At 71.7% G+C, this 22,540-nt stretch carries 19 protein-coding genes and 1 pseudogene; 11 read left to right on the top strand and 9 right to left on the bottom strand.

Going from position 1 to position 22,540, the window contains the following annotated elements:
• Positions 1 to 72: 72 nt before the first annotated feature.
• The 3 genes from O7614_RS29750 to O7614_RS29740 are packed head-to-tail and all read right to left on the bottom strand — an operon-like array spanning position 73 to position 2,116.
• Positions 73 to 381, bottom strand: coding sequence for a cupin (locus O7614_RS29750; RefSeq protein ID WP_278141696.1), 309 nt, complete (start codon positions 379 to 381; stop codon positions 73 to 75).
• Positions 378 to 1,328: an LLM class F420-dependent oxidoreductase gene (locus tag O7614_RS29745; RefSeq protein ID WP_278141695.1), complete on the bottom strand. Its 951-nt coding sequence runs from the start codon at positions 1,326 to 1,328 to the stop codon at positions 378 to 380. The genes O7614_RS29750 and O7614_RS29745 overlap by 4 nt, the downstream gene beginning before the upstream one ends.
• A gap of 2 nt (positions 1,329 to 1,330) precedes the next feature.
• Entirely contained in the window at positions 1,331 to 2,116 is a 786-nt protein-coding gene (locus O7614_RS29740; protein WP_278141694.1) for an ABC transporter ATP-binding protein, read from the bottom strand.
• 267 nt (positions 2,117 to 2,383) lie between these two features.
• Here O7614_RS29740 and O7614_RS29735 point away from each other — a divergent pair, with 267 nt between their 5' ends.
• Positions 2,384 to 3,415 carry an ABC transporter substrate-binding protein gene (locus tag O7614_RS29735; protein WP_278141693.1) on the top strand — a complete coding sequence of 344 codons (1,032 nt, stop codon included), beginning with the start codon at positions 2,384 to 2,386 and terminating at the stop codon, positions 3,413 to 3,415.
• A gap of 102 nt (positions 3,416 to 3,517) precedes the next feature.
• Complete coding sequence (locus O7614_RS29730) at positions 3,518 to 4,375, top strand: ABC transporter permease (RefSeq protein ID WP_278141692.1); 858 nt, start codon at positions 3,518 to 3,520, stop codon at positions 4,373 to 4,375.
• Between the two features lie 207 nt (positions 4,376 to 4,582).
• Here O7614_RS29730 and O7614_RS29725 read toward each other — a convergent pair whose 3' ends face one another.
• Positions 4,583 to 5,761 (bottom strand): ABC transporter substrate-binding protein, encoded by a 1,179-nt coding sequence (locus O7614_RS29725; protein WP_278141691.1) that lies wholly within the window; start codon positions 5,759 to 5,761, stop codon positions 4,583 to 4,585.
• A gap of 444 nt (positions 5,762 to 6,205) precedes the next feature.
• Between O7614_RS29725 and O7614_RS29720 the strand changes: the two genes are divergently transcribed.
• From O7614_RS29720 to O7614_RS29705, 4 genes are all read left to right on the top strand, one after another.
• The gene (locus O7614_RS29720; RefSeq protein WP_278141690.1) at positions 6,206 to 9,340 is read left to right on the top strand and encodes a sensor histidine kinase; all 3,135 of its coding nucleotides are present in this window, start codon (positions 6,206 to 6,208) and stop codon (positions 9,338 to 9,340) included.
• On the top strand, positions 9,337 to 9,744 hold the full coding sequence (locus tag O7614_RS29715) for a roadblock/LC7 domain-containing protein (RefSeq protein ID WP_030329975.1): 408 nt from the start codon (positions 9,337 to 9,339) through the stop codon (positions 9,742 to 9,744). The genes O7614_RS29720 and O7614_RS29715 overlap by 4 nt, the downstream gene beginning before the upstream one ends.
• 89 nt (positions 9,745 to 9,833) lie before the next feature.
• Complete coding sequence (locus O7614_RS29710; RefSeq protein WP_088950207.1) at positions 9,834 to 10,199, top strand: DUF742 domain-containing protein; 366 nt, start codon at positions 9,834 to 9,836, stop codon at positions 10,197 to 10,199.
• Entirely contained in the window at positions 10,180 to 10,803 is a 624-nt protein-coding gene (locus tag O7614_RS29705; protein ID WP_278141689.1) for an ATP/GTP-binding protein, read from the top strand. Before O7614_RS29710 ends, O7614_RS29705 begins: the two co-directional genes overlap by 20 nt.
• Before the next feature lie 47 nt (positions 10,804 to 10,850).
• On the opposite strand, the gene O7614_RS29700 is transcribed toward O7614_RS29705, so the two are convergent.
• The 5 genes from O7614_RS29700 to O7614_RS29680 are packed head-to-tail and all read right to left on the bottom strand — an operon-like array spanning position 10,851 to position 18,406.
• The gene (locus tag O7614_RS29700; protein ID WP_278141688.1) at positions 10,851 to 11,939 is read right to left on the bottom strand and encodes a uroporphyrinogen-III synthase; all 1,089 of its coding nucleotides are present in this window, start codon (positions 11,937 to 11,939) and stop codon (positions 10,851 to 10,853) included.
• Positions 11,939 to 12,286 (bottom strand): nitrite reductase small subunit NirD, encoded by a 348-nt coding sequence (gene nirD / locus O7614_RS29695; protein ID WP_278141687.1) that lies wholly within the window; start codon positions 12,284 to 12,286, stop codon positions 11,939 to 11,941. Before nirD ends, O7614_RS29700 begins: the two co-directional genes overlap by 1 nt.
• Positions 12,283 to 14,814, bottom strand: a complete 2,532-nt coding sequence (nirB, locus tag O7614_RS29690; RefSeq protein ID WP_278141686.1) for a nitrite reductase large subunit NirB — start codon at positions 14,812 to 14,814, stop codon at positions 12,283 to 12,285. Before nirB ends, nirD begins: the two co-directional genes overlap by 4 nt.
• Positions 14,811 to 16,250 (bottom strand): FAD-dependent oxidoreductase, encoded by a 1,440-nt coding sequence (locus O7614_RS29685; protein ID WP_278141685.1) that lies wholly within the window; start codon positions 16,248 to 16,250, stop codon positions 14,811 to 14,813. The genes nirB and O7614_RS29685 overlap by 4 nt, the downstream gene beginning before the upstream one ends.
• The gene (locus O7614_RS29680) at positions 16,247 to 18,406 is read right to left on the bottom strand and encodes a molybdopterin oxidoreductase family protein (RefSeq protein WP_278141684.1); all 2,160 of its coding nucleotides are present in this window, start codon (positions 18,404 to 18,406) and stop codon (positions 16,247 to 16,249) included. Before O7614_RS29680 ends, O7614_RS29685 begins: the two co-directional genes overlap by 4 nt.
• An 872-nt stretch (positions 18,407 to 19,278) precedes the next feature.
• Here O7614_RS29680 and O7614_RS29675 point away from each other — a divergent pair.
• From O7614_RS29675 to O7614_RS29655, 5 genes and pseudogenes are all read left to right on the top strand, one after another.
• Positions 19,279 to 19,389: pseudogene (locus O7614_RS29675) on the top strand (DUF397 domain-containing protein); the annotation flags it as partial.
• Positions 19,390 to 19,525: 136 nt separating this feature from the next.
• Positions 19,526 to 20,221: a methyltransferase domain-containing protein gene (locus O7614_RS29670; RefSeq protein ID WP_278141683.1), complete on the top strand. Its 696-nt coding sequence runs from the start codon at positions 19,526 to 19,528 to the stop codon at positions 20,219 to 20,221.
• Positions 20,222 to 20,330: 109 nt separating this feature from the next.
• Positions 20,331 to 20,588, top strand: a complete 258-nt coding sequence (locus O7614_RS29665; protein ID WP_088950199.1) for a DUF6364 family protein — start codon at positions 20,331 to 20,333, stop codon at positions 20,586 to 20,588.
• A complete protein-coding gene (locus tag O7614_RS29660; RefSeq protein WP_238644740.1) occupies positions 20,578 to 20,871 on the top strand; it encodes a hypothetical protein in 294 nt (97 codons plus the stop codon). The genes O7614_RS29665 and O7614_RS29660 overlap by 11 nt, the downstream gene beginning before the upstream one ends.
• A 128-nt stretch (positions 20,872 to 20,999) precedes the next feature.
• Positions 21,000 to 22,382: a nitrate/nitrite transporter gene (locus O7614_RS29655; protein ID WP_278141681.1), complete on the top strand. Its 1,383-nt coding sequence runs from the start codon at positions 21,000 to 21,002 to the stop codon at positions 22,380 to 22,382.
• Positions 22,383 to 22,540 lie beyond the last annotated feature (158 nt).

Here is a 22,540-nt window from a genome sequence, read left to right as displayed (position 1 = left end):
GCACGTTACGCACCCGGTACACCCGATCGCCACCGGCGCGCCGCGCGGCGCGCCGGCCCGCGCTCGGCGGGTCTACTTGAGTTCGACCAGCCGGGCCAGGTATGTCGTGTCTCCGACATTGGTGAGCATATGGACCGCGCCCGGGTCCCGGTAGACCACGCCGCCGGTGGGCTCGTCGGCGTCGATCCGGGTGCCGTCGACGGTCTGTACGACGTTCTTCGCGCCCTCGATCGCCACCACCAGGTACGGGTGGTCGTGCCGGTGCAGCGGTTGCCGCTCGCCGGGCTCGAGGCGGATGTGCCAGATCCGTACCCGGTCGTTCTCGAACACGATCTCCTGGCCCACCGGTCCGAGTTCGGTTCCGTCGATCACGTCGGTCATCGTTCTCCGTCAAGTTGGGGAAGCACCTCGGCGGCGATCAGTTCGAGGTGGTCGAGGTCGTCGAAGTCGATCAGACGGAGGTGTACCCGGGTGGCGCCGATCGCGGCGAACTCACCGATCCGCTGCGCGAGCTGCGCGGGCGAGCCGATCACCGGGTCCTCCGGCGGCAGTGCGCTCTTCACGTGCAGAGGTGCTGCCCGCCGCCGGGCCTCCTCGTCGGTCCGACCGATGGCCACGACGATGCCGGCGGAGAGCACCAGCGGTGCGCGCCCGGACTCCGTCCGCCCGGTGCGCTCGCACGCCTCCCGCACCCGGTCGTACGCCTCGGCGGTGTCCGCTACGGACTTGAACGGCATGTTGAACTCGTCGGCGTACCGGGCGGCCAGCTCCGGGGTGCGCTTCGGACCGCGACCGCCCACGATGATCGGAGGCCCGGGCACCTGTACCGGCTTGGGCAGGGCGGGCGCGTCCACCAACCGGTAGTGGTCGCCGGTGAAGTTGTAGGTCTCGCCGGACGGGGTCCCCCACAGCCCGGTGATCACCTCAAGCTGTTCGGCCAGCCGGTCGAAGCGCTCGCCGACCGGCGGGAACGGGATGCCGTACGAGGTGTGCTCCCGCTCGTACCAGCCGGCGCCGATGCCCAGGTCGACGCGCCCGCCGCTCATCTGGTCGACCTGCGCGACCATCACCGCGAGCGGGCCGGGCAGGCGGAAGGTGGCCGACGTCACCAGGGTGCCGAGCCGGATCCGTTCGGTCTCCCGGGCCAGCGCGGCGAGGGTCAGCCAGGCGTCCGTCGGGCCGGGCAGGCCCGGGTCGGCGCCCATCGACTGGTAGTGGTCGGCGCGGAGGAAACCCTCGTAACCGCAGGCCTCGACCAGCCGGGCGAACCGGAGTTGGGTGTCGTAGGTGGCGCCCCGGTTGGGTTCGGTGAAGACCGACACCCGCATGTTCATCGTCCTTCCGCGCCGGCCGCCGCCGGCTCGTCGCGTTCCATCAACAGCTCGTGGAGGTCGGCGCTGACGCGCGCGACGTCGGCCAGGTGGGCGTTGCGGCCCAGGGTGCGGGGCCGGGGGATGTCGACGTCGAGCACCTTGCGGATCCGGCCGGGGCGAGGGCTCAGCACGACCACCCGGTCGGCGAGCAGCACCGCCTCGTCGATCGAGTGGGTGACGAAGACGATGGTCGGCTTGTTCTCCATGTGCACCCGCTGGAGTTCACCGGACAGTTCCTCGCGGGTGAGCGCGTCGAGCGCGGAGAACGGCTCGTCCATCAGCATCACCCGGGGTTCGCCGATCAACGACCGGCACAGCGAGACCCGCTGCTGCATGCCGCCGGAGAGTTCGTGCGGCAGGCGCTTCTCGAAACCGGCAAGACCGGCCACGTCGAGCAGTTGCCGGGCTCGCTCGCGGTGCTTGGCGCGGCTCCAGCCGAAGATCTCCACGGGCAGCAGGACGTTGTCCAGCACGGTGCGCCAGGGCAGCAGCGCCGGTTTCTGGAACAGCATGGCGATGTCCTGGCGCGGGCGGGCGATCGGCGTGCCGGCCACGGTGATCTCGCCAGCGGTCAGCGGGAGTAGCCCGGCGATCAGCCGCAGCAGGGTGGACTTTCCGCAACCGGAGCGGCCGAGCACCGCGACGAACTCACCCTCGGCGACGTCGAGGTCGATGCCGCGCAGCGCCTCCACCCGGCCGGACCGGCCTTCGAAGGTACGGGACACTCCGGACAGTCGAATCATCTCCGGCGGCCTCCGCTGAGTGGACGGTCAGGAATCCGACAAAGGCTATCCGGCCCGTTGTCGTATCGCACCGTCCGGGGTGCCCGTCAGGTTGTTTCCGTTCCGCAACCCGATGCACCTGGCGTCACAACTGTGGGGTTCTCGTACGCTGTGCCCGCGAAGAGTCCCCCCACGACGGCGGCGCCGGCTTCCGCCCCTCCCGCCGGCCCGTCATGACAACCCCTCCGGTGCCGGTCAGGCCCCGGTCGGAAAGGACATGGTGCACTGATGAGAAGGCTGACCCGTACGGTCGCTACGGCCGCGCTGGCCACCGCCCTCGCCTTTGTCTCCGCCTGCAGCAGCGGGTCGGATTCGGCCGACGACGCCAAGGGCGGCGACAGCAAGAGCCTGGAGAAGGTGACCTACCTCACCTCCTTCGGCAACTTCGGCCGTGACTCCTACGCCTGGGTGGCGAAGGAGAAGGGCTTCTTCAAGGAGGCCGGCTTCGACGTTGAGATCAAGCCCGGTCAGGGCACCGGCGGCGTGATCCAGACCGTAGTCGGCGGCCAGGCCGACTTCGGCCCGATCGACCTGACCGGTGGTCTGCTCCAGGTCGGCAACGGCCAGGCGAAGGACTTCACCGTGGTGGCCGCGATCCAGCAGCGCACCATGGCCGGCATCGCCACGGTCGAGGGCAAGAACATCGCTTCCCCGAAGGACCTGGAGGGCAAGAAGCTCGCCGACACCCCCGGGTCCGTGGTCCGCAACCTCTTCCCGACGTACGCCCGGCTCGCCGGCGTGGACGTCAACAAGGTCACCTGGGTCAACGGTCAGGCGCAGGATCTGATCGGCACGCTGGCCTCCGGCTCGGTGGACGGCATCGGCCAGTTCGTCGTCGGTCAGCCGACCATCGAGGCGGTGGCCAAGAAGAAGGCCGTCATGCTGCCGTACAGCAACGTGATGCAGGACCTCTACGGCAACGTGCTGATCACCTCCTCGAAGATCGCCAAGGAGAAGCCCGAGATGGTGAAGCGGTTCACCGCGGCGCTGCTCAAGGGCCTGGAGTACAGCCTGGCCAACTCCAAGGAGGCTGGCGACATCCTGAAGAAGAACGTCGACGCCGCCAACCCGGTCGCCGCCGCCGCCGAGCTGGAGCTGATGGCCGCGTACGTCCGCTCCGGCAACACGGGCACCGCGATCGGCACCCTGGACAGCGGCCGGGTCGCCAAGAGCATCGCCATCCTGCAGGGCGCCGGCGCGCTGAAGCAGAACATCACCCCCGAGCAGATCATCGACTTCAGCCTCGCGCCGAAGGCCTGATCGTCCGGTCGTCACCAGGGGGTACGTTCCACCGATCCCGGTGGGGCGTACCCCCGTCGCTCGTCGGCCCCACGGGGGCCGTGGGATTTCGAGGAGGACAAGATGACCGACGTCCGGTCAGCGGACCCGGCGGTGGCGGCAACCCCGTCCCCGGGTGCCGGCCCCGAGACGGGGCACGCGGGTCGAGGTGCCGGTCTCCGGGCCGGGGCCGGGGCGGCGCTGCCCGCGGTCGGCCTCCTGGTCGCTCTGGCGGCGTGGTGGCTGGTCGCCCGGCTGGAGCTGGTCCACCCCGCGGCGCTGCCGCCGCCCGGTGACGTGCTCACCGCGTTCGTCGACAAGCCCGCGCAGATGCTGGAACACACGTGGGACACCCTGCTGGAGATCGTGTACGGCTTCGCCCTGTCGGCGGCCGCCGGTGTCCTGATCGGACTCTCGCTGGCCAGCTCCCGCACGGTCGAGCGGATGTTCACCCCGCTGCTGGTCGCGGTGAACGCGGTGCCGAAGATCACGCTGGGCCCGCTGCTGGTGGTGGCGCTCGGCTGGGGCCAGAAGCCGATCCTGACCATGGTGTTCCTGCTCTGCTTCTTCCCGATCGTGCTCTCGACCGCGACCGGCCTCACCACCACGCCGGCGGACCTGGCCGAACTGGTGCGTTCCTGGAACGCGTCCCGTTGGCAGGCGTTCCGCAAGGTGCGCTTCCCGGCCGCGCTGCCGCAGATCTTCGTCGGGCTCAAGGTGGCCATGCCGTTGGCCGCGATCGGCGCGGTGATCGGTGAGTTCCAGGCCGGCGAGACCGGCCTCGGCTATGTCATCACGCAGTACGCCGGTGTCGGCGACACCGCCACCGCCTGGGCGGCGATCATGCTGGTGGCTCTGGTGAGCATCCTGCTCTATTCGGCGCTGCTGCTCATCGAGCGGATGGCCCTGCCCTGGGTCCGCGAAACCACCAGCAGCCGCTGACGGCCGAAGACAAGATCCACACCAGGTAACACGAAGGGCCGGCCCCCACGTGGAGGCCGGCCCGTTCCGTCGAGGCCGCAGGCGAGAAGGGTGTGGCCGACCGTGCCCGGCGGAGGGATCAAGCCTGACCGCCCGGAGCCGGGCGCGGTCGGCCACACCCCCCCCACCCGGCACCCGATGAAGCGCCGGAACCACAAGGCCCAGCGTTTACCCCGCCAACCGCCACCGGCCGTTGCGCGCCACCAGCGTGGTGAGCGCCTGCGGCATCAGGCCGCTGTGGTTGTCCGGCGTCATTCGGATCGGCCCGGTCAGGCCGTCCATCTGTGACGTCTCGAGCACGTCCCGAAGGCCGTCGCGGTTCACCTTGCCGACTTCGCCGCCGGCCCGCAGTTCCGCGTCGGCGATCAGCTGGATGGCGTCCGCGGCGAAGGACGACGACCCGTTGTAGCCGCCGAAGCGTGCCGTGTAGTCCTGGAACCACTGCCGCCGCGCGGCCTTGGCCGGAGTGGTCGCGATCACGTCGTCGATCACCATCGTCTGGGTGAAGATCAGCGTCGCACGTTCGGTGGCCTTGGCCGCTGCGCCGAGGAAGAGGTCACCGGCCGCGCCCGCGTCCAAGAAGAGGGACCCACGGAAGGTGGTCTGCTGAGCGCTGGTGGCGGCCAGCATCGCCTGCTCCGGTGGGGTCCAGAAGACCAGCGCGTCCGGCTTGTTCGCCGTGAGCAACCGGACCGGCTGGTTCACGTCGGTGTCGGTGACTTTGACCTTCTGTTCGCGAAGCGTGATGTTGGCCTTGTCCAACTCGCTCTTGAGCGCGGCCATGCCCTCCCGGCCGTAGTCGTCGTCGCTGACCAGCGCACCCACCTTGCGGACGTTGTTGCGACGTAGTTCGGTGGTCAGCGCGGCGGCGCTGTCGGCGGCGTTGGGGCCCAGCTTGAACACGTACCGCCGGTCGGCGACCGGGCTGGTGATCGCGCCCGAAGCGGCGAGCGCAATGGTGGGAATCCGCTTCTCGTTGATGGTCCCGACCGCGCCGACCGCGCATTCGTTGCAACCACCCATGATGATGGCGCTGACCCGGGAATCACTGCTGAAGTCCGCGATGTTGCGAAGAGACTCGGCGGAGTCGGAACGGTTGTCCTTCACCTTAAGCTCGATCTTCCGGTCGTTGAGCGCCCCGGAGGCGTTCAACTGATCGCGCTTGAGTTCGAGGGCTCGCTGGTATGTCCGGCCAACCGGGGCCGCGGCGCCGGACAGTTCGAGGTCGGCGGCAATCACGATCGGACTCGTGTCTTTCTCCGCTTCACCAAACTGGCAGCCGGTGAGCGTGGTGGCCACTACGGCCGATGCGAGCGCCGCGATGGTCGCGGAGCGGATGGGGCTCAACTCAGTCCTCCAGGTGCGGGCGCGGGCGCTGCCCGGTCACCGCCGTTAATCCGTCCTCAGTGGAGGGCGGGATCTCCTCTGCCGTACGGTGTGCGCGAAGCCTGCAAAACCTTGCCAATGGCCGGCGCTGCGGTCAAGCGCGGACTGCGGCAGCGGTTTCGGGACGGTCATCCCACATGCTGGGGTAACGCAATGTTTGCAAAACCTCACTTTGCACACACGCGTGACCACTCTGGAGTTACATGCCCTGTTCAGGGGCTTGCGGAAATGAAGGTATCAGTTGCCCGGATCACGGGATGCGCTCCGTCCGACCGTTTCCTACCTCACTGCGGCTTCCCAAACCCGATCTTCTCTGATGAAATCGCGGCCGTGCCGCGCGTGGTCCCCTCCGCTCCCGGCATGGCTCGGCGGGTCAGGCGGGGAAGAAACGACGGAGGCGATGTCGTGAGCACCGGACCGACGACCCTGCCCACGCTCGGCGACAGCGCTCGGCGTCCGAGCCGACGGTTGCCCAGACTGCGGGACGCCCGGATCCGGTCCAAGTTGGCGCTGATCCTGGTCGTCCCGGTGGCGGCGGTGATCGCGCTGGCCACGGTCCGGCTGATCTCCGTTGGAGAGGGCGCCTTCGACGCCACCCGGGCCCGCTCGTTGACGGCACTCGCGATCGACGTCAGCGCCCTCACGCAGGACCTGCAGAGCGAACGGATGGCTGCGGCGGCCTACCTGGCCACGCCGCAGCAGCCGGCCGACGCGTACAACCTGCGGGTTCGTCAGACGCAGCAGCAGGTGGACGAGTACCGCGCCGAGCGGGGCCGGATCGGCGAGGTGCCGGCGGCCCTACGCGAGCGACTGGCCGTCATCGACGAGCACCTGGCCACTCTGGACGGCACCCGCCAGGAGGTGCTGGACCGCCGGCAGATGGCGGTCGCCGAGGCGGTGCTCCGGTACGGCGTCATCCTCACCGACCTGATCGCCTACGGCGACGGCCTGGCCCAGCTGCCCGGCTCCGAGAGCCTGGCGGACAGCCGCCGCGCGGTCGCCGCCTTCGCCCGGGCCAAGGCGTCCGTCGCCGAGGAGGAGGCGGTCGCCTTCACCGCGCTGACGGCGGGCCAGCTCGACTCCGAGCAGTTCTCCTCCTTCGTGGCGACGCTGACCAGTCAGCAGGAGGCCCTGGTCGCCTTCTCCCTGGCCGCCGACCCGGTGCAGCGCGCACTCGTCGACAGCACCGTCGCCGGTGACGCGGTCGGCTTGGCCGACCGGGTGGCCACCGACATCACCCGCTCGGTCGGGCAGCGCCCGCTGGTCACCGCGCAGGACGCCACGGCCGCCATCGGCGCCGTGAACGATCTGATGCGCTGGGCCGAGGTCCAACTCCAGGACCGGCTGCTCCAACAGGCCGACGAGGCCCGCTCGGACGTCATCCGACAGGCCGTGGTCGAGTCGGTCCTGGTGCTGCTGACCCTGATCATCGCCGTGTCGCTGGCCGTGGTGCTGGCCCGCTCGCTCAACCACTCGCTGCGCCGGCTGCGTGAGGGCGCCCTCTCGGTGGCGAACCACGACCTGCCGGACGCCGTGCAGCGGCTACAGACCATGGGCAGTGTGGGCGACGGCGGGGTGGACGAGATCGTCCGCCAGGTCCGGGATCCCATCCAGCTCAACAGCCGCGACGAGGTCGGTCAGGTGGCGGTGGCGTTCAACGTCGTCCACCGCGAGGCGGTACGGGTCGCGGCCGAGCAGGCCGCGCTGCGTACCAGCGTCTCGGCGATGTTCCTCAACCTGGCCCGTCGTAGTCAGACCCTGGTCGACCGGATGATCGGCGAGCTGGACGCGATCGAGCGTGGCGAGGAGGACCCGAAGCGGCTCGCACAGCTCTTCGAGCTGGACCACCTGGCCACTCGAATGCGCCGCAACGACGAGAACCTGCTGGTCCTGGCCGGTGCCGACTCCGCCGTACCGCGTCGCGACGACGCGCTGGTGGTTGACGTGCTGCGCGCCGCCCAGTCCGAGGTGGAGCTGTACAACCGCATCGAGTTCGGGACGGTCGACACCGACATCTCGGTGGCCGCGCACGCGGTCAACGACGTGGTACGCCTCGTCGCCGAGCTTCTCGACAACGCCACCCGGTTCTCGCCGCCGAACACGACAGTGGTCGCCGACGGTCGCCGGATCCGCGACTACGTCCTGATCCAGATCGAGGACCGTGGGCTCGGCCTCACCGACGAGCAGCTCGACTCGCTCAACCGCCGCCTGGCCGCCCCGCCGAGCGTCGACGTCGCCGCGTTCCGGCTGATGGGTCTGGCCGTGGTCAGTCGGCTCGCCTCCCGCTACGGCGTCCGGGTGGAATTGCGCCGCAACGTGGAGGGCGGCACCGTCGCCCAGGTGACGCTGCCCGCCGCCACGGTGGTGCTGCCCAGCAACCGGGGCCGCGACCAGGCGCTCACCCGGCCGCGTCAGCCGATGGCCGTGGAGCAGGCGCCGCTCACGCCGGCCGGTCACGCCGAGCAGTTCGCCGGCGCCACGACCTCGGCGGCGACGCTGCCGGACCAGTGGCGGACCAACGCGCCGGCACCCGCGCAGTGGCAGTCCCCGCTGGACTCGCGGGACACCACTCCCGCGGTGCAGGCGGGCGGCTACGCCGGGACGCGCTCGACGGTGCCGCCGGCCCCAGCAGCCCCGGCACCCGTCGCACCGCTCCCGCCGGCGCGGCCGGCGTACAGCAACGGGTTGGGCGCCTCGACGGGCAGCCCCACCGTGGCCTACCCGACCATCGACCCGCTGCCCCGGCGCGGCTCGAACCCGGACGCCGAGGACGGGCCCGGCACCACCCCCGGCCTGCCGGTCGGGCCGGTCGCCGGCCCCGGCGCGGTGGCACCGCCGGCCGCTCCTTCGGTGCCCGCCGCACCGGTGAGCACCCGTCCGGACTTCCCCGCCGAAGCGCCGATCTTCCGGGAGATGGAGGCGGTCTGGTTCCGGTCGCACGGCGACGACGCCACCGCGATCTTCACCCGGCCCAACTTCGACGAGCCGCCGGCGACCACGGCACCTCCGGTCGACGCCGGCCCGCGTACGCGCGGTGGCGCCCAGCCGAGTGCCGCTGCCGTGCCGGCCGCCGCGCCGGCCCGGCCGAAACTGCCGACCCGTACCCCGGGCAACTCCAACACCGACGGTGCCAGCACGCCGGGCACCGGAGGGCTCGGCGGCAACATGGCCGGGAGCGGGCTCGGCGCGCCGCCCTCGGCGCCACCGTCGTACAATCCGCCTCCGGCTGCCCGGCCGGCCGCGCCCAGCGCGCCGTCGGCGGACCCGGAGGCCTGGCGGACGGCTGCCGACGAGGGCTGGTCCCGGGCCAGTCGGGCAGCCGAGCCGGCTCCCGCCGGAACCACCCGCTCCGGGTTGCCCAAGCGGGTGCCACAGGCACAGCTCGTGCCGGGCGGCATCGAACCGAAGAGCGGCCGGGACCGCAGCCGGCGGACCCCTGATGAAGTACGCGGTCTGCTGTCGGCCTACCACCGCGGCGTGCAACGCGGTCGGACGGCCGGAACGGACCTGAACAGCACCTCGACCAAGGAGAGCCGATGAACAGGCCAGCTGCCATGCAGGACATGGGTTGGCTGCTCACCAACTTCGCCGACAGCGTGGCGGGTATCGCCCACGTGGTGGCGGTGTCCGCCGACGGGCTGCTGCTCGCGTCCTCCCGGGATCTTCCGGCGGACCGGGCTGACCAGCTCGCCGCGATCACCTCTGGCGTGGTGAGCCTGACCGAGGGCGCGGCCCGGATGTTCAGCGCGGGCGGGGTGTTGCAGACAGTCATCGAGATGGACAGCGGGTACCTCTTCCTGATGTCGATCAGCGACGGCTCGTCGATGGCCGTGCTGGCCGCGCGGAGCTGCGACGTGGGCCAGGTGGGCTACGAGATGGCACTGCTGGTCGAGCGGGTGGGTGCCGCGCTGGTGCCGCTGCCGCGGGACGCGGTGCGTTCCTAGCACCGGAAGCCGGCGCGCGATCCGTGCGCCGGAGCAACGACCGGAGCCGGCTTTCGCCGACTCCACGGGGGACGAGGAGGTGATCGGGAATGGACCAACGGCGCGTTGACCCACGTGGGGCGCTGGTACGTCCGTACGCGGTCACCCGCGGTCGTACCGAGCCCCGGCAGGACATCGCCCTCGAGGCCGTCCTCACCGCATCTCTCACCCAGGTCGCCGAGTCCCGCTTCGCCGGGCATGACAAGCACCGCATCGCCACGGTCTGTGAGGGCCGAGCACAGTCGCTGGCGGAGATCGCCGCGTACACCCGGATGCCGCTGGGCGTCGCCCGGGTGTTGGTCGCCGACATGGTGGCCGAGAGCCTGCTGACGTTACACACTGCTGCTCCCGCCGAGGGGTTCGAGGAGCGGATGGAACTGCTTGGAAGGGTGCTAAGTGGACTTCGCAGGCTATGACCCCGCTGGGGGGCGGCCGGGCCGGGGAATCGTCTCCGCGAAGATCGTCGTCGCGGGCGGCTTCGGCGTTGGCAAGACGACACTGGTCGGGGCGATCTCCGAGATCACACCGCTGACCACCGAGGCGTTGATGACCGCGGCGGGCGTCGGCATCGACGACCCGTCCAAGGTGCCGGGCAAGGAGACCACCACGGTCGCCATGGACTTCGGCCGTATCACCATGGCCCAGGACCTGATCCTGTACCTCTTCGGTACACCCGGTCAGACCCGGTTCTGGTTCATGTGGGACGAGATCATCCGAGGTGCGGTGGGTGCCGCCGTGCTGGTCGACACGCGCCGGATCACCGACGCGTTCGCCCCGCTGGACTACTTCGAGAACCGCAACCTGCCGTACGTGGTGGCCCTGAACCGGTTCGACGGCGCTCCCCAGTACGAGGTGGAGGAGGTCCGCGAGGCGCTGGCCATCTCGCCGCAGGTGCCGTTGGTGATGACCGACGCCCGGCACCGGGAATCGGTCAAGCAGGTGCTGGTGACGGTCGTCGAGCACGCCATGCTCCGCCTCGAGGCCGAGCACGGGCGGGGCTTCGCCACGCCGGTCGGCTGATCTGTCGTGTCCCGGCCGGCCGGTGTCCACCGGCTGGCCGCGACGCGTCAGTCGACCCGGAGGCGGTAGCCGCGTTTCACGACGGTCTGCACCACCCGGGGCGCGCGCAGACCGGCCCGCAGGCGGGCGACGGCCATCTCCACCGCGTGCTCGTCGGCGCCTCGGGGCAGCGTCCGCAGCAGCGCCGTGCGGGACAGCACCCGACCGGGGGACTGGGCCAGGGCCCGTAACACCGCCATCGGCGCGGGGGCGAGTGGCCGCAGCTCGCCGTCGATCACGGCGGCGTGCCCGCGCAGCGTGAGCAGGTGCCCGCCGGCCTTGAACGTCACGGTCCTGCGGGGCAGCTCGTCGACGATGGTCCGCACCAGCGCGCCCAGCCGGGCCCGCCCCGGCGCGCTCACCGGCACCCCGCGCCGGAGCAACGGCTCGGCGGTCACCGCGCCGACGCAGCTGGCGAGCACGTCGCTGCGGAACGCGGAGAGCAGCGCGTCGGTGCGGTCCCCGGCTGCCCGCAGCAGTGCCTCGGCCGCCGGCGCCGAGGTGAAGGTCACCGCGTCCACCAGCCGGCCGGCGATCAGGTCGATCAACCGGTGCAGCGGTGCCGGGTCGGTCGGCGGGGCCCAGCGGTAGACCGGCACCTCGATCACCGTCGCGCCGGCCGCCTCCAGCGCGAGCGTGCAGTCGGGCTGCCGCTCACCGTGGAGCTGCATGGCGATCACCTGCCCGGCCACGCCTCGCCGGCGCAGGTGGTCGACCACCTCATCGCAGCTCTCCGAGGCCGGCGACCACTGGTCGTGCAGCCCGGCCGCACGGATCGCGCCGCGCGCCTTCGGGCCGCGCGCCACCACGTACGAGCTGGCCAGCACCGAGCGCAGCGGTTCGCCCAAGCCCCAGCCCTCGGCTGCCTCCAGCCACCCCCGCATGCCGATGCCGGTGTTGGCCATCAGGATGTCCGGCGGTTGGTCGAGGCAGGCGCGGGTCGCCTCGCGCAGCTCGGTGTCGTCGGAGAGCGGCACGATCCGCAACGCCGGTGCGAGCACCACCCGGGCGCCCCGCCGTTCGAGCAACGCGGCCAACTCGTCACGCCGCCGGTCGGCGGTCACCCCGATGGTGAAGCCCGCCAGTTCCTCGCGCATCAACCCTCCTGTCGCAGCCGCACCTCGACCAGCCCGTCGCGGCACCGCGCGTCGTGCCGGGCCACCATCACGCCGGGCAGGTCGAGGCAGCGCCCGCTGCGTAGGTCGTACACCTGCTTGTGCAGCGGCGAGGCGACCGTCGGCACTCCGCCACGGCTGCCGACGATGCCCCGGGACAGCACGTACGCGCCGGAGACCGGATCGCGGTTGTCGATCGCGAACAGCCCGTCGGCGGTTCGGAACAGGGCGACCTGCACCCCGTCGACCAGGGCGGCGACGCCCCGGTCCGGTTCCAACCGGTCGAGGGGGCAGATGGTGGTCCAGGTCAGCGTGAGGGTCTGGGTCATCGCCGTACCTCCGGTAGGCCGAGGGTGACCGGCTGCCGACGGCTGATCGGCTCGGATCCGGTCGGGGGATGGTGGCGTACGGGCACCGGTTGGCCGCGTTCCCGGGTGAAGGTGATCGACGGGTCGGGCACGTCGGGGGCGTTGACGAAGGAGGTGTAGCGGCGCAGCCGGTCCGGGTCGTCGAGCACGTCGCGCCACTCGTCGGAGTACGACGACACGTGCCGGGCCATCGCCGCGTCCAGTTCGGCGCAGAGCCCGAGTGAGTCGTCCACGATCACCGAGCGCAGGTGGTCCAGGCCGCCGTCCATCGCCTCGATCCAGCCGGCGGTGCGTTGCAGCCGGTCGGCGGTGCGGATGTAGTAGATGAGGAATCTGTCGATCAGGGTGATCAGCGTGTCGGTGGACAGGTCGGTGGCGAAGAGGTCGGCGTGCCGGGGCCGGAAGCCGCCGTTGCCACCGACGTAGAGATTCCAGCCGGTCTCGGTGGCGATGATGCCGAAGTCCTTGCTGCGCGCCTCCGCGCACTCGCGGGCGCAGCCGGAGACCGCCGACTTGAGCTTGTGGGGAGCGCGCAGCCCGCGGTACCGCAGTTCCAGGGCGACGGCCAACCCCACCGAGTCCTGTACGCCGTAGCGGCACCAGGTCTCGCCCACGCAGGACTTCACCGTCCGCAGTGCCTTGCCGTACGCGTGGCCGGATTCGAAGCCGGCGTCCACCAGCCGCCGCCAGATCTGCGGCAACTGCTCCACCCGCGCCCCGAACAGGTCGATGCGCTGCCCGCCGGTGATCTTCGTGTAGAGCTGGAAGTCACGGGCGACCTCACCGATCACGATGAGCTTCTCCGGGGTGATCTCGCCGCCCGGGATGCGGGGCACCACCGAGTAGCTGCCGTCGCGTTGCAGGTTGGCGAGGAAGTGGTCGTTGGTGTCCTGCAGCGAGGCCTGCTCACCGTCGAGCACGTGCCCGTTGCCCAGCGAGGCGAGGATGGACGCGACCACCGGCTTGCAGATGTCGCAGCCGCGCCCCCGACCGTGCTCGGCGACCAGCCGGGAGAAGGTGCGGATGCCGCGTACACGGACGATCTCGAACAGGTCCCGGCGGCTGACGTCGAAGTGCTCGCAGAGCGCGCTGGACTGGGCCACCCCGGCCGCGTCCAGGAGTTGCTTCAGCATCGGTACGCAGGAACCGCAGCTCGTGCCGGCCCGGGTGCACGCCTTCAACGCCGGCACGTCCGCGCAGCCGTCGGCGATGGCGGCGTCCACGTCGCCGCGGGTCACCGCGTTGCAGGAGCAGACCTGTGCGGTGGCCGGCAGCGCACCGGCGTCCGCCCCGCCGCCGTCCGGGGCGAGCAGCGCCAGCGGTGCCGCCGGAAGCGGGCCGCCCACACTGGCCCGCAGCGTCGGGTACGCGCTGGCGTCACCGACCAGCACTCCGCCGAGCAGGGTGTGCGCGTCGTCGGAGAGCACCAGCTTCGCGTAGACCCGGGTGGCCGGGTCGGTGAAGGTGACGTCCAGGCAGCCGGGGGTCACGCCGTGCGCGTCGCCGAACGAGGCCACGTCGACCCCGAGGAGCTTGAGTTTGGTGGCGGTGTCCGCACCCGGGAACGTCGCCGCGCCGCCGACCAGCCGGTCGGCCACCACCTCGGCCGTCGCGTACCCCGGGGCGACCAGGCCGTGACAGGTGCCGTCGACCGCCGCGCACTCACCGATCGCCCAGATCCGTTCGTCGGCGCTGCGGCAGGTCTCGTCGACCAGCACTCCGCCGCGCGGACCCAGTGGCAGGTCGGCGTCCCGGGCCAGCTGGTCCCGGGGGCGGATGCCGGCGGCCACCACCACCAGCTCGGCGTCGAGCGTGCCGCCGTCGGACAGCTCCAGCGCGGCCACCGCGCCGTCCGGGCCGGGTCGGATCGCGCTGGTCGCGACCCCGAGATGGGTCCGTACGCCCAACTCGTCGACATAGCGCCGCAGCATCGCGCCACCGGCCTGGTCCACCTGCACCGGCATCAGCCGGGGCGCGAACTCGACCACGTCGGTGCTCAGGCCGAGCAGCCGCAACGCGTTCGCCGCCTCCAGCCCGAGCAGCCCGCCGCCGATCACCGCGCCGACCCGCCGGCCCTGCGCGTACGACCGGATCGCCGCCAGGTCGTCCAACGTGCGGTAGACGAAGACGCCGGGCAGCTCCGCGCCGGGCACCGGCGGCACGAACGCGTACGACCCGGTGGCCAACACCAGGGCGTCGTAGGGGTACTCGCCGACGTCGGTGCTCACCACCTGCCGGGCCCGGTCGATGGCGGTGGCCGGTTCGCCCAGCCGCAGCCGCACCCCGTCGTGCGGTGTGTGCAGGTTGAGTTCGCTCTCACCCACTCCGTCGAAGTACGCCGAGAGCCGCACCCGGTCGTACGCGGGGCGTCGCTCCTCGGCCAGTACGGTCACCTGCCAGCGGCCCTCCGGGTCACGGGCGCGCAGCGCGTCGACGAAGCGCTGCCCGACCATGCCGTTGCCGATGACGACCAGGTCGCCGCCGTTCATCGCGTCACCTCCACCGATTCCGCCTGGCTGAGCCAGTCGACGATGCCGCCCACCGCGTCCCGGCACCCGCCGCAGCCGGTGCCGGCACGGGTCGCCGCCGTCACCGCGTCGACCGTTCGGGCTCCGGAGCGCCAACTGCGGACGAGTGCGCCCTTGCTGACCGTGTTGCACTGGCAGACCGTGGCCGCGTCCGGCATCAGCGCCGGTGACGCCGCCGGGGTCGCGCCGGTCGTGCCGAGCGCCCGGCCCAGCAGGAGGGCCCGCCGGTCGGCCGGCACCGGGTGACCACGGTCGAAGAGCTGGATCACCGTCCCGACGGCCGGGTTGTCGCCGAGCAGGATCGCGCCGATCAACCGCTCGTCGCGGATCCGCAGCCGGGCGTACGTGCCCCGGGTCGGGTCGGTGAAGGTCAGCTCCTCGCCCGGCCCTCCGCTGACCGGGTCACCCATCGAGGCCAGGTCGATCCCGGCGGCCTTGAGCCGGGTCACCACCGGCTGGGGCCGGTACCGGGCCAACGGGTCCGTTCCGGTCAGCACGTCGGCGAGCACCCGCGCCTGGGCCCAGGCGGGCGCGACCAGGCCGCTGAGCACCCCGTCGTGCTCGGCGCAGTCGCCGATCGCCGAGATGGACCGGTCGTCGGTGCGGAGCCGGTCGTCCACCACCACCCCGCGCCGGACGGTCAGCCTGGCGGCCTGCGCCAGGGCGGTGTCCGGGCGTACCCCGCAGGAGAGCACCAGCAGGTCGGCGCGCAGCGTCCGGCTGTCGGCCAGGTCGAGGCGAACGCCGTCGGCATCGGCGGTCACGCCGGTCGCCGGCACCGCGAGCTGCACGGTGACGCCGAATCCGGCGAGCGTGCCGGCGAGCACCGCGCCGGCCGCCGGGTCGAGTTGCCGTTCCATCAGGTGCTCTCTCGGGTGCACCACAGTGGTGGCCAACCCCCGGCTGGCCAGGCCCCGGGCGGCCTCCAGGCCGAGCAGACCGCCGCCCAGCACCAGGGCACTGCGCGCGCCGTCCGCCGCGGCGAGGATGCGCCGGCAGTCGTCCAGCGTCCGGAAGGGGACCACGCGCTCCGGCAGGTCCGTCGGGTCGAGACCGGGCAGTGGTGGCACCACCGCCCGTGCCCCCGTGGCCAGCACCAGGTGGTCGTATCCGATGCGTTCGCCGTCGTCGGTGTGGACCTCCCGCGCGGACCGGTCGATGGCGGTCACCGGCACGCCGGTGCGCAGGTCGATGCCGTGCCCGGCGGCCTCGGTCAACTCCACGTCCGGTTCGTCGATGCGCCCGGCCAGCAGCGTGGAGAGCAGGATCCGGTTGTACGCGCGGTGCGGTTCCGCGCCGAGCACTGTGACCTTCCGGTCTCCCGCCCGGGCGTGCAGCTCGCCCGCGAGGCGGGCACCGGCCATCCCGTTGCCGACGATCACCACCCGGGCGGTCATGCCCTCTCCACCCGGACCGCGCAGATCTTGAACTCGGGCATCCCGGAGATCGGGTCGACCGCGTCGTTGGTCACCGCGTTGGCCCGTCCTGCCCCCGGGTAGTGGAACGGGGCGAACACCGTGTCCGGTCGGATCCCGGTGCTGAGCCGAGCCGGTGCGCGCAACTCGCCCCGGCGCGAGGTGACCCGCACCGGGTCGCCGTCGTCGATGCCCAGCCGGGCGGCCAGATCGGGGTGCAGCTCGACGAACGCCTCCGGGGAGGCGCGCCGCAGCGCGGGCACCCGGCGGGTCTGGGTGCCCGACTGGTACTGCGTCAGAACCCGGCCGGTGGTGAAGTGCAGTGGGTAGGTCGCGCAGACCTCCTCGGCGGCCGGTCGGTGGTCGACGGAGTGGAACCGGGCCCGGCCGTCCGGGGTCGCGAACCTTTCGGCGAAGAGCCGTGGCGTGTCCGGCCCGTCCTCGGTGCGGCACGGCCAGTAGACCCCGTCGTGGTCGTCGATCCGGGCCCAGCTGATGCCGGCGTAGTCGGCGGCCCCGCCCGCCGAGGCGCGACGCAGCTCGGCGAAGACGGTGGCCGGATCGGCCGGGAACCGCGCCGCCGCGAGGGCTTCCGGCCGCGCGCCGCCCGGTGTGGCGGCTGGTGCTTCGGCGGCGGCGAGCCTCGTCGCGAGGTCGGCGATGATGGCCAGGTCGGTTCGCACGCCCGGCGGGGGCGGGCGCAGGGCGCGACGACGCAGCACCCGACCCTCCAGATTGGTCATGGTGCCGTCCTCCTCGGCCCACTGCGCGGTGGGCAGCACCACGTCGGCCAGCGCCGCCGTCTCGGAGAGCAGCAGGTCCGCGACGACCAGCAGATCGAGGTCGCGTAACCGTCGCTCGATCCGGGTCGCGCGGGGCGCGGAGACCACCGGGTTGGAGCCGAACACCAGCAATCCCCGGGGGCCGTCCGGAGTGCCGAGTGAGTCGAGCAGTTGGTAGGCCGGCACACCCGGGCCGGGCAGCTCGTCGGCTGTCACTCCCCAGACCTCGGCGACGTGTTCCCGGGCCGCCGGATCGTCGATCTTCCGGTAGCCGGGGAGCTGGTCGGCCTTCTGCCCGTGCTCCCGCCCGCCCTGGCCGTTGCCCTGCCCGGTCAGGCAGCCGTACCCCGAACCGTCCCGGCCGGGCAGGCCGAGGGCAAGAGCCAGGTTGACGTACGCGGTGACCGTGTCGACGCCCTTCGCGTGCTGCTCGGCGCCGCGCGCGGTCAGGATGATCACGCGTCCACCGGTGCCCAACGCGCGGGCGGTCGCCTCCAGGTCGGCCACCGGCACCCCGGAGAGCTGTTCCGCGCGGGCCGGCCACCAGGCGGCGACGGTCCGGCGGACCGCCTCGAAACCACTGGTGCGCTCGGCAACGTAGGTGCGGTCGACCCAACCCTCGGTGAGCGCGATGTGCAGCAGCGCGTTGGCCACCGCGAGGTCGGTGCCGGGCAGCGGTTGCAGGTGCAGGTCGGCCTGACGGGCGGTCGCGGTGACGCGGGGGTCGACGACGATCAACTGTCCGCCGTTGCGGCGCTGCTCGGTGAGCCAGCGCATCAGCGGTGGCATGGTCTCCGCCGGGTTGGCCCCGACCAGCAGCAGGGTGTCGGCCCGGCCGAGGTCGGCGAGCGGGAACGGCAGCCCCCGGTCGATGCCGAACGCCCGCATCCCGGCGGCCGCCGCCGAGGACATGCAGAACCGTCCGTTGTAGTCGATGTGCCGGGTGCGCAGCCCGATCCGGGCGAACTTGCCCAGCGCGTACGCCTTCTCGTTGGTCAGGCCACCGCCACCGAAGACGGCGACCGCGTCCGAGCCGGCGTCGTCCTGGATCGCGCGGATGCCGGTGACGATCCGGTCCAGCGCGGCGTCCCAGCTCGCCGGGCGCAGCTCGCCGCTGGCCGCATCGCGCAGTAGCGGGGTGGTCAGCCGCTCCGGGTGGTCGAGCAGCTCGGCGGCGGTCCAACCCTTCTGGCAGAGCCCGCCCCGGTTGGTGGGGAACTGGCGGGGGTGGACCGTGACACCGGTGTCGTCCTCGCGCAGCGTCATGCCGCACTGCAGGGCGCAGTACGGGCAGTGCGTCGCCACCTCCCGGGGCGTGAACCCCGGCCGAGTTGCCGACCGTGCACCGTCTGTCATGTCGGCAAAGCGTGCCGCCGAGCGGTTTCCGGTCCGGGTCCCTTCTGTTTCGGTCCTGTCAAGTGGGGCTCACACCGCATCGGGGCAGGGAACGCGTCGGAGGGTGCGAGTCGGAGCCTGTAGAGCTGAATCGTTTGCGACATCGACTGGTGATTCGTCTGCTGATTCGTCTACGACATCAGCTCCACAGCGGCAGCGCACGTCACCCCGCGGTCGGTCGGCGCACGTCGTGGCGGTGTGGTCGGCGGGTCAGTGACATCCAGCCGAGGAATCGGGCGTGGAGTGCCCGCGGGTCAGGGTGAACGCCCAGGGAGTACAGGTCGTGAACCGCGTCCTGCATGTTCGCTGCCAGGTGGAACGCCAGGGCGATCGAATGGCCGTCGAACTCGGTCGCGAGGTGGAGCTGAGCCGGCGCACACGGCCAGGGCGCCGCGCAGTTACGGCAGAGCCAAACCGGGCGCATCGGCTGGTGCGGGCGAGGTCGGCGCTTCATCGAACACTCACCGGACCTCGTTTCACTGGCGTGCGGGTGGTCGGGCGACGGGCCGCCGGGGCGGGCGAGTCCGGCCAGATCAAGCCCGCCGACATCACGAACAGGGTCCGGCGCATGAACTGCACACTCGCCGCGCGGGTCAGGTGCAGGACGTCGCCCGTGTGCGGCCTCCGTGGCGTGGGCTTCGGCTCGGGTCTCCGATCGTGCGGCTCATCCGGCACGGCGCTCTCTCCCCTGGTCGCCACTGTGGGAAGGGGCCGCCCCGCGGTGTTCACCCACGGAGATCTTGGACACTTTCCGTTACGCGAGAACGGAAACTTTCCAAGATCTGTAGCAGGCCAAGGGTGGCCCCGACACGAACACGTCCGCCGGGGCCGGCGTCGTCCTCGTCCGCGACACCAAGGACCGCGACGGCGGGACGCTGACCTTCGAACCGGCGGCATGGGCCGGCTTCGTCAACCTGGCGAAGGTGATCGGCCCCGTCGGCTGATCGGCGCAGCACCAACCGACCCCGGTGTCCTGGAGGTCCCACGGAACCGCGGCCTTTTCGTGTGTCCAGGGTGAGGTCCGCTTACCGTGAAACGCTTATAATGTGGGAAAAGTGTCTCAAAGTTTGGGAGATAGCGATGAGCGTGGCGGACGTCTTCGACGCGGTGGCCGGCACCTACGACGAGGCGCGCCGGCGGTTGGTGCCCTGCTTCGACAGCTTCTACGGCACCGCCGTCCAGGTCGCCGCGCCGCCGTTGCGGGCCGCGCTCGCCGCGGGGCGTACCCCGGAGGTGTTGGATCTGGGCGCCGGCACCGGCCTGCTCTCGCTGCTGCTCGCCGCGGCGGTGCCCGGCGTCCGGATGACTCTGGTGGACGGGGCGCCGGCGATGCTCGCCCGCGCCACCGACCAGTTGGACGCGCGGTCCGTGCCGCACCGAACGGTCCACGCGGACCTGGCCGACGAACTGCCGCCGGGCCGGTACGACGCCGTGGTCAGCGCGCTGGCGATCCACCACCTGGACGACGCCGGCAAGCGCGTGCTCTACCGGCGGGCCGCCGCCGCGTTGGCACCGGGTGGGGTGTTCGTCAACGCCGAGCAGGTCGCCGGCCCGACCCCGGGGCTGGACCGGCGCTACGACGAGGTGTGGCTGGAGCGGATCACCGAGCTGGGCGCGTCCCCTGACGAGATCGCTGCTTCCCGGGAGCGGATGCGCCACGATCGCCCGGCGACAGTGGCCGACCAGTGCCGGTGGCTCACCGAGGCCGGCCTGGTCGACGTCGACTGTTACTTCAAGGAGTGGCGCTTCGCGGTGTTCGGCGGTCGCGCCGCGTGAAGACCGCCGAGCCGCGTGAAGACCACCGGTTTGTGCGTTTCGACGTCGGGGGGCGAGCCGGTGGCCGCGCGGATGACTACCGGTCATACCGATGGGTAGTCTCAGCGGCATGACTGCCAAGGTGACTCTGTCGTTCACCGACGAGACGATCGAGGAGGCCCGGCGGTTCGCCAAGCGCGAGGGTCTGTCGCTCTCCGCATGGATGGACCAGGCCGCCCGCGAGAAAGCACTGCGCGAGGTCTTCACCGCGCACGCCGCCGCCGTGGGCCGAGCCGGTCTGGACCTGGAGTCCGCCGCTCTCGCCGACGCCCGCGAGGTGGGCATGGTCAACGACCTGCTCTCCGGCGGACGGCCGCGTGCTGCGTAGGGGAGAGGTCTGGCGCATCGAGGGTGCCCGGGAACGCCTCGGGCTCGTGGTCAGCTCGGACGTCTACAACTCCACCGACGTACCCATCGTGATCGTGGTCGAGGTGGTCGAGGAGTCGCTGCTGCGCGACTCGCCGCTCGCCGTGTCGATGGGCCGCTACGTGGTGATGCCCGATCGCATCTCCTCGCCGATGAAGAAGTGGTTCACCGACTGCGTGGACGTCGCCGACACCGACACCATGCTCCGGGTCGGCCGCGCGCTGCGCATCCTCCAGCAACTCTGATCGGCACCTCACCATCGCGGCCGGCCCGTGGTGCGATCCCCGTTTCCGGGCCGACCCGCGACGGGCACTGCCAGGAAACCGGGCGTTCCTAGCGTTCCTCCTCGTCAGACCGACGAGGAGGAGCCGCCGTGAGCACGCTCACCAGCACCGCAGTCACCGCCGGGCCGCCGGCCACCACCGGCCGTGCGCGCCGGCTCGACGACTGGCGCCCCGAGGATCCCGACTTCTGGCGGGCGACGGGCGCGCCGATCGCCCGACGCAACCTCTGGGTCTCGATCTTCGCCGAGCACATCGGCTTCTCGATCTGGAGCCTCTGGTCGGTCACCGTGCTCTTCCTCGGCCCGGCGTACGGCATCGACCCGGCCGGGAAGTTCCTGCTCACCGCCGTGCCCGCCGCACTGGGCGCGGTGCTGCGGCTGCCGTACACGCTGGCGGTGGCCCGCTTCGGCGGGCGGCGCTGGACGATCATCAGCGCACTCCTGCTGCTGGTGCCCACGGTGCCGATGACGGTGCTGCTGGAACCCGGGGTGTCCTACTCCACCCTGATGGTGCTCGCCTGCCTGACCGGCGTCGGCGGGGGCAACTTCGCCTCCTCGATGGCGAACATCAACCTGTTCTACCCGGAGCGGCTCAAGGGCCGGGCCCTCGGGCTCAACGCGGGCGGCGGCAACCTGGGCGTACCCGCTGTGCAACTGGTCGGGCTGGCGGTCCTCGCCACCGCCGGTGCCGCGTACCCCCGGTTGGTTCCGGCGGTCTACCTGCCGCTGATCGTGCTGGCGGCGCTGGCGGCGACCCGCTGGTTGGACACCGTGCCCGGGGCGCGCAACGAGCCCGGCGCGCTGCGCGAGGCGGCCCGCGACCCGCACACCTGGGTCATGTCACTGCTCTACATCGGCACCTTCGGCTCGTTCATCGGCTTCGGTTTCGCCTTCGGGCAGGTGCTCCAGCTCCAGTTCGCCGAGCGGTTCCCCACCCCGGTCGACGCCGCCTGGCTGACCTTCCTCGGCCCACTGGTCGGCTCGCTGATCCGTCCGCTGGGCGGGCACCTGGCCGACCGGCTGGGCGGTGCCCGGGTGACCTTCTGGAACTTCGTGGCGATGGCGGCCGGCGCGGGCACGGTGCTGTACGCGGCCCGGGAGCGCTCGTTCGGGCTCTACCTGGCCGGGTTCATCGCCCTCTTCGTGTTCTCCGGCATCGGCAACGGCTCCACGTACAAGATGATCCCGGCGATCTTCCGGGCCCGGGCGGCGGACGCGGTAGCCACCGGTCGCCGCGATCCGGAGGGGGCCGCACGATGGGCGCGGCGGATGACCGGCGCGTTGATCGGTATCGCGGGTGCCGTCGGCGCGTTCGGTGGGGTGCTGGTCAACATCTCGTTCCGCCAGTCGTTCCTCGGCTCCGGCAACGCCGACGCCGCCTATCTGGCCTTCATCGGCTGGTACGCGTTGTGCTTCGCGGTCACCTGGGTGGTCTACCTGCGGCCTCGGGCCGATCGGCTGGCCGACGTGTGAGCTGAGCCACGTATGGTGTGTCGGCACCGGGCACCGTACCCCCGTTTTGACCTGCGGACGGGGCGCCGGGTATCGTTGCCTGCTGTTGTACGACATCCAGAGGCGTGCCCCATCAGGTACGCTTGGTCGTTCGTGCGCGCTGGTCCGGCCTGCAAGAT

This window comes from Micromonospora sp. WMMD961 (assembly GCF_029626145.1).
GTDB lineage: Bacteria > Actinomycetota > Actinomycetes > Mycobacteriales > Micromonosporaceae > Micromonospora.
The sequence above is the reverse complement of the archived record's forward strand: the minus strand, read 5'-3'. Positions and strand labels throughout refer to the sequence as shown.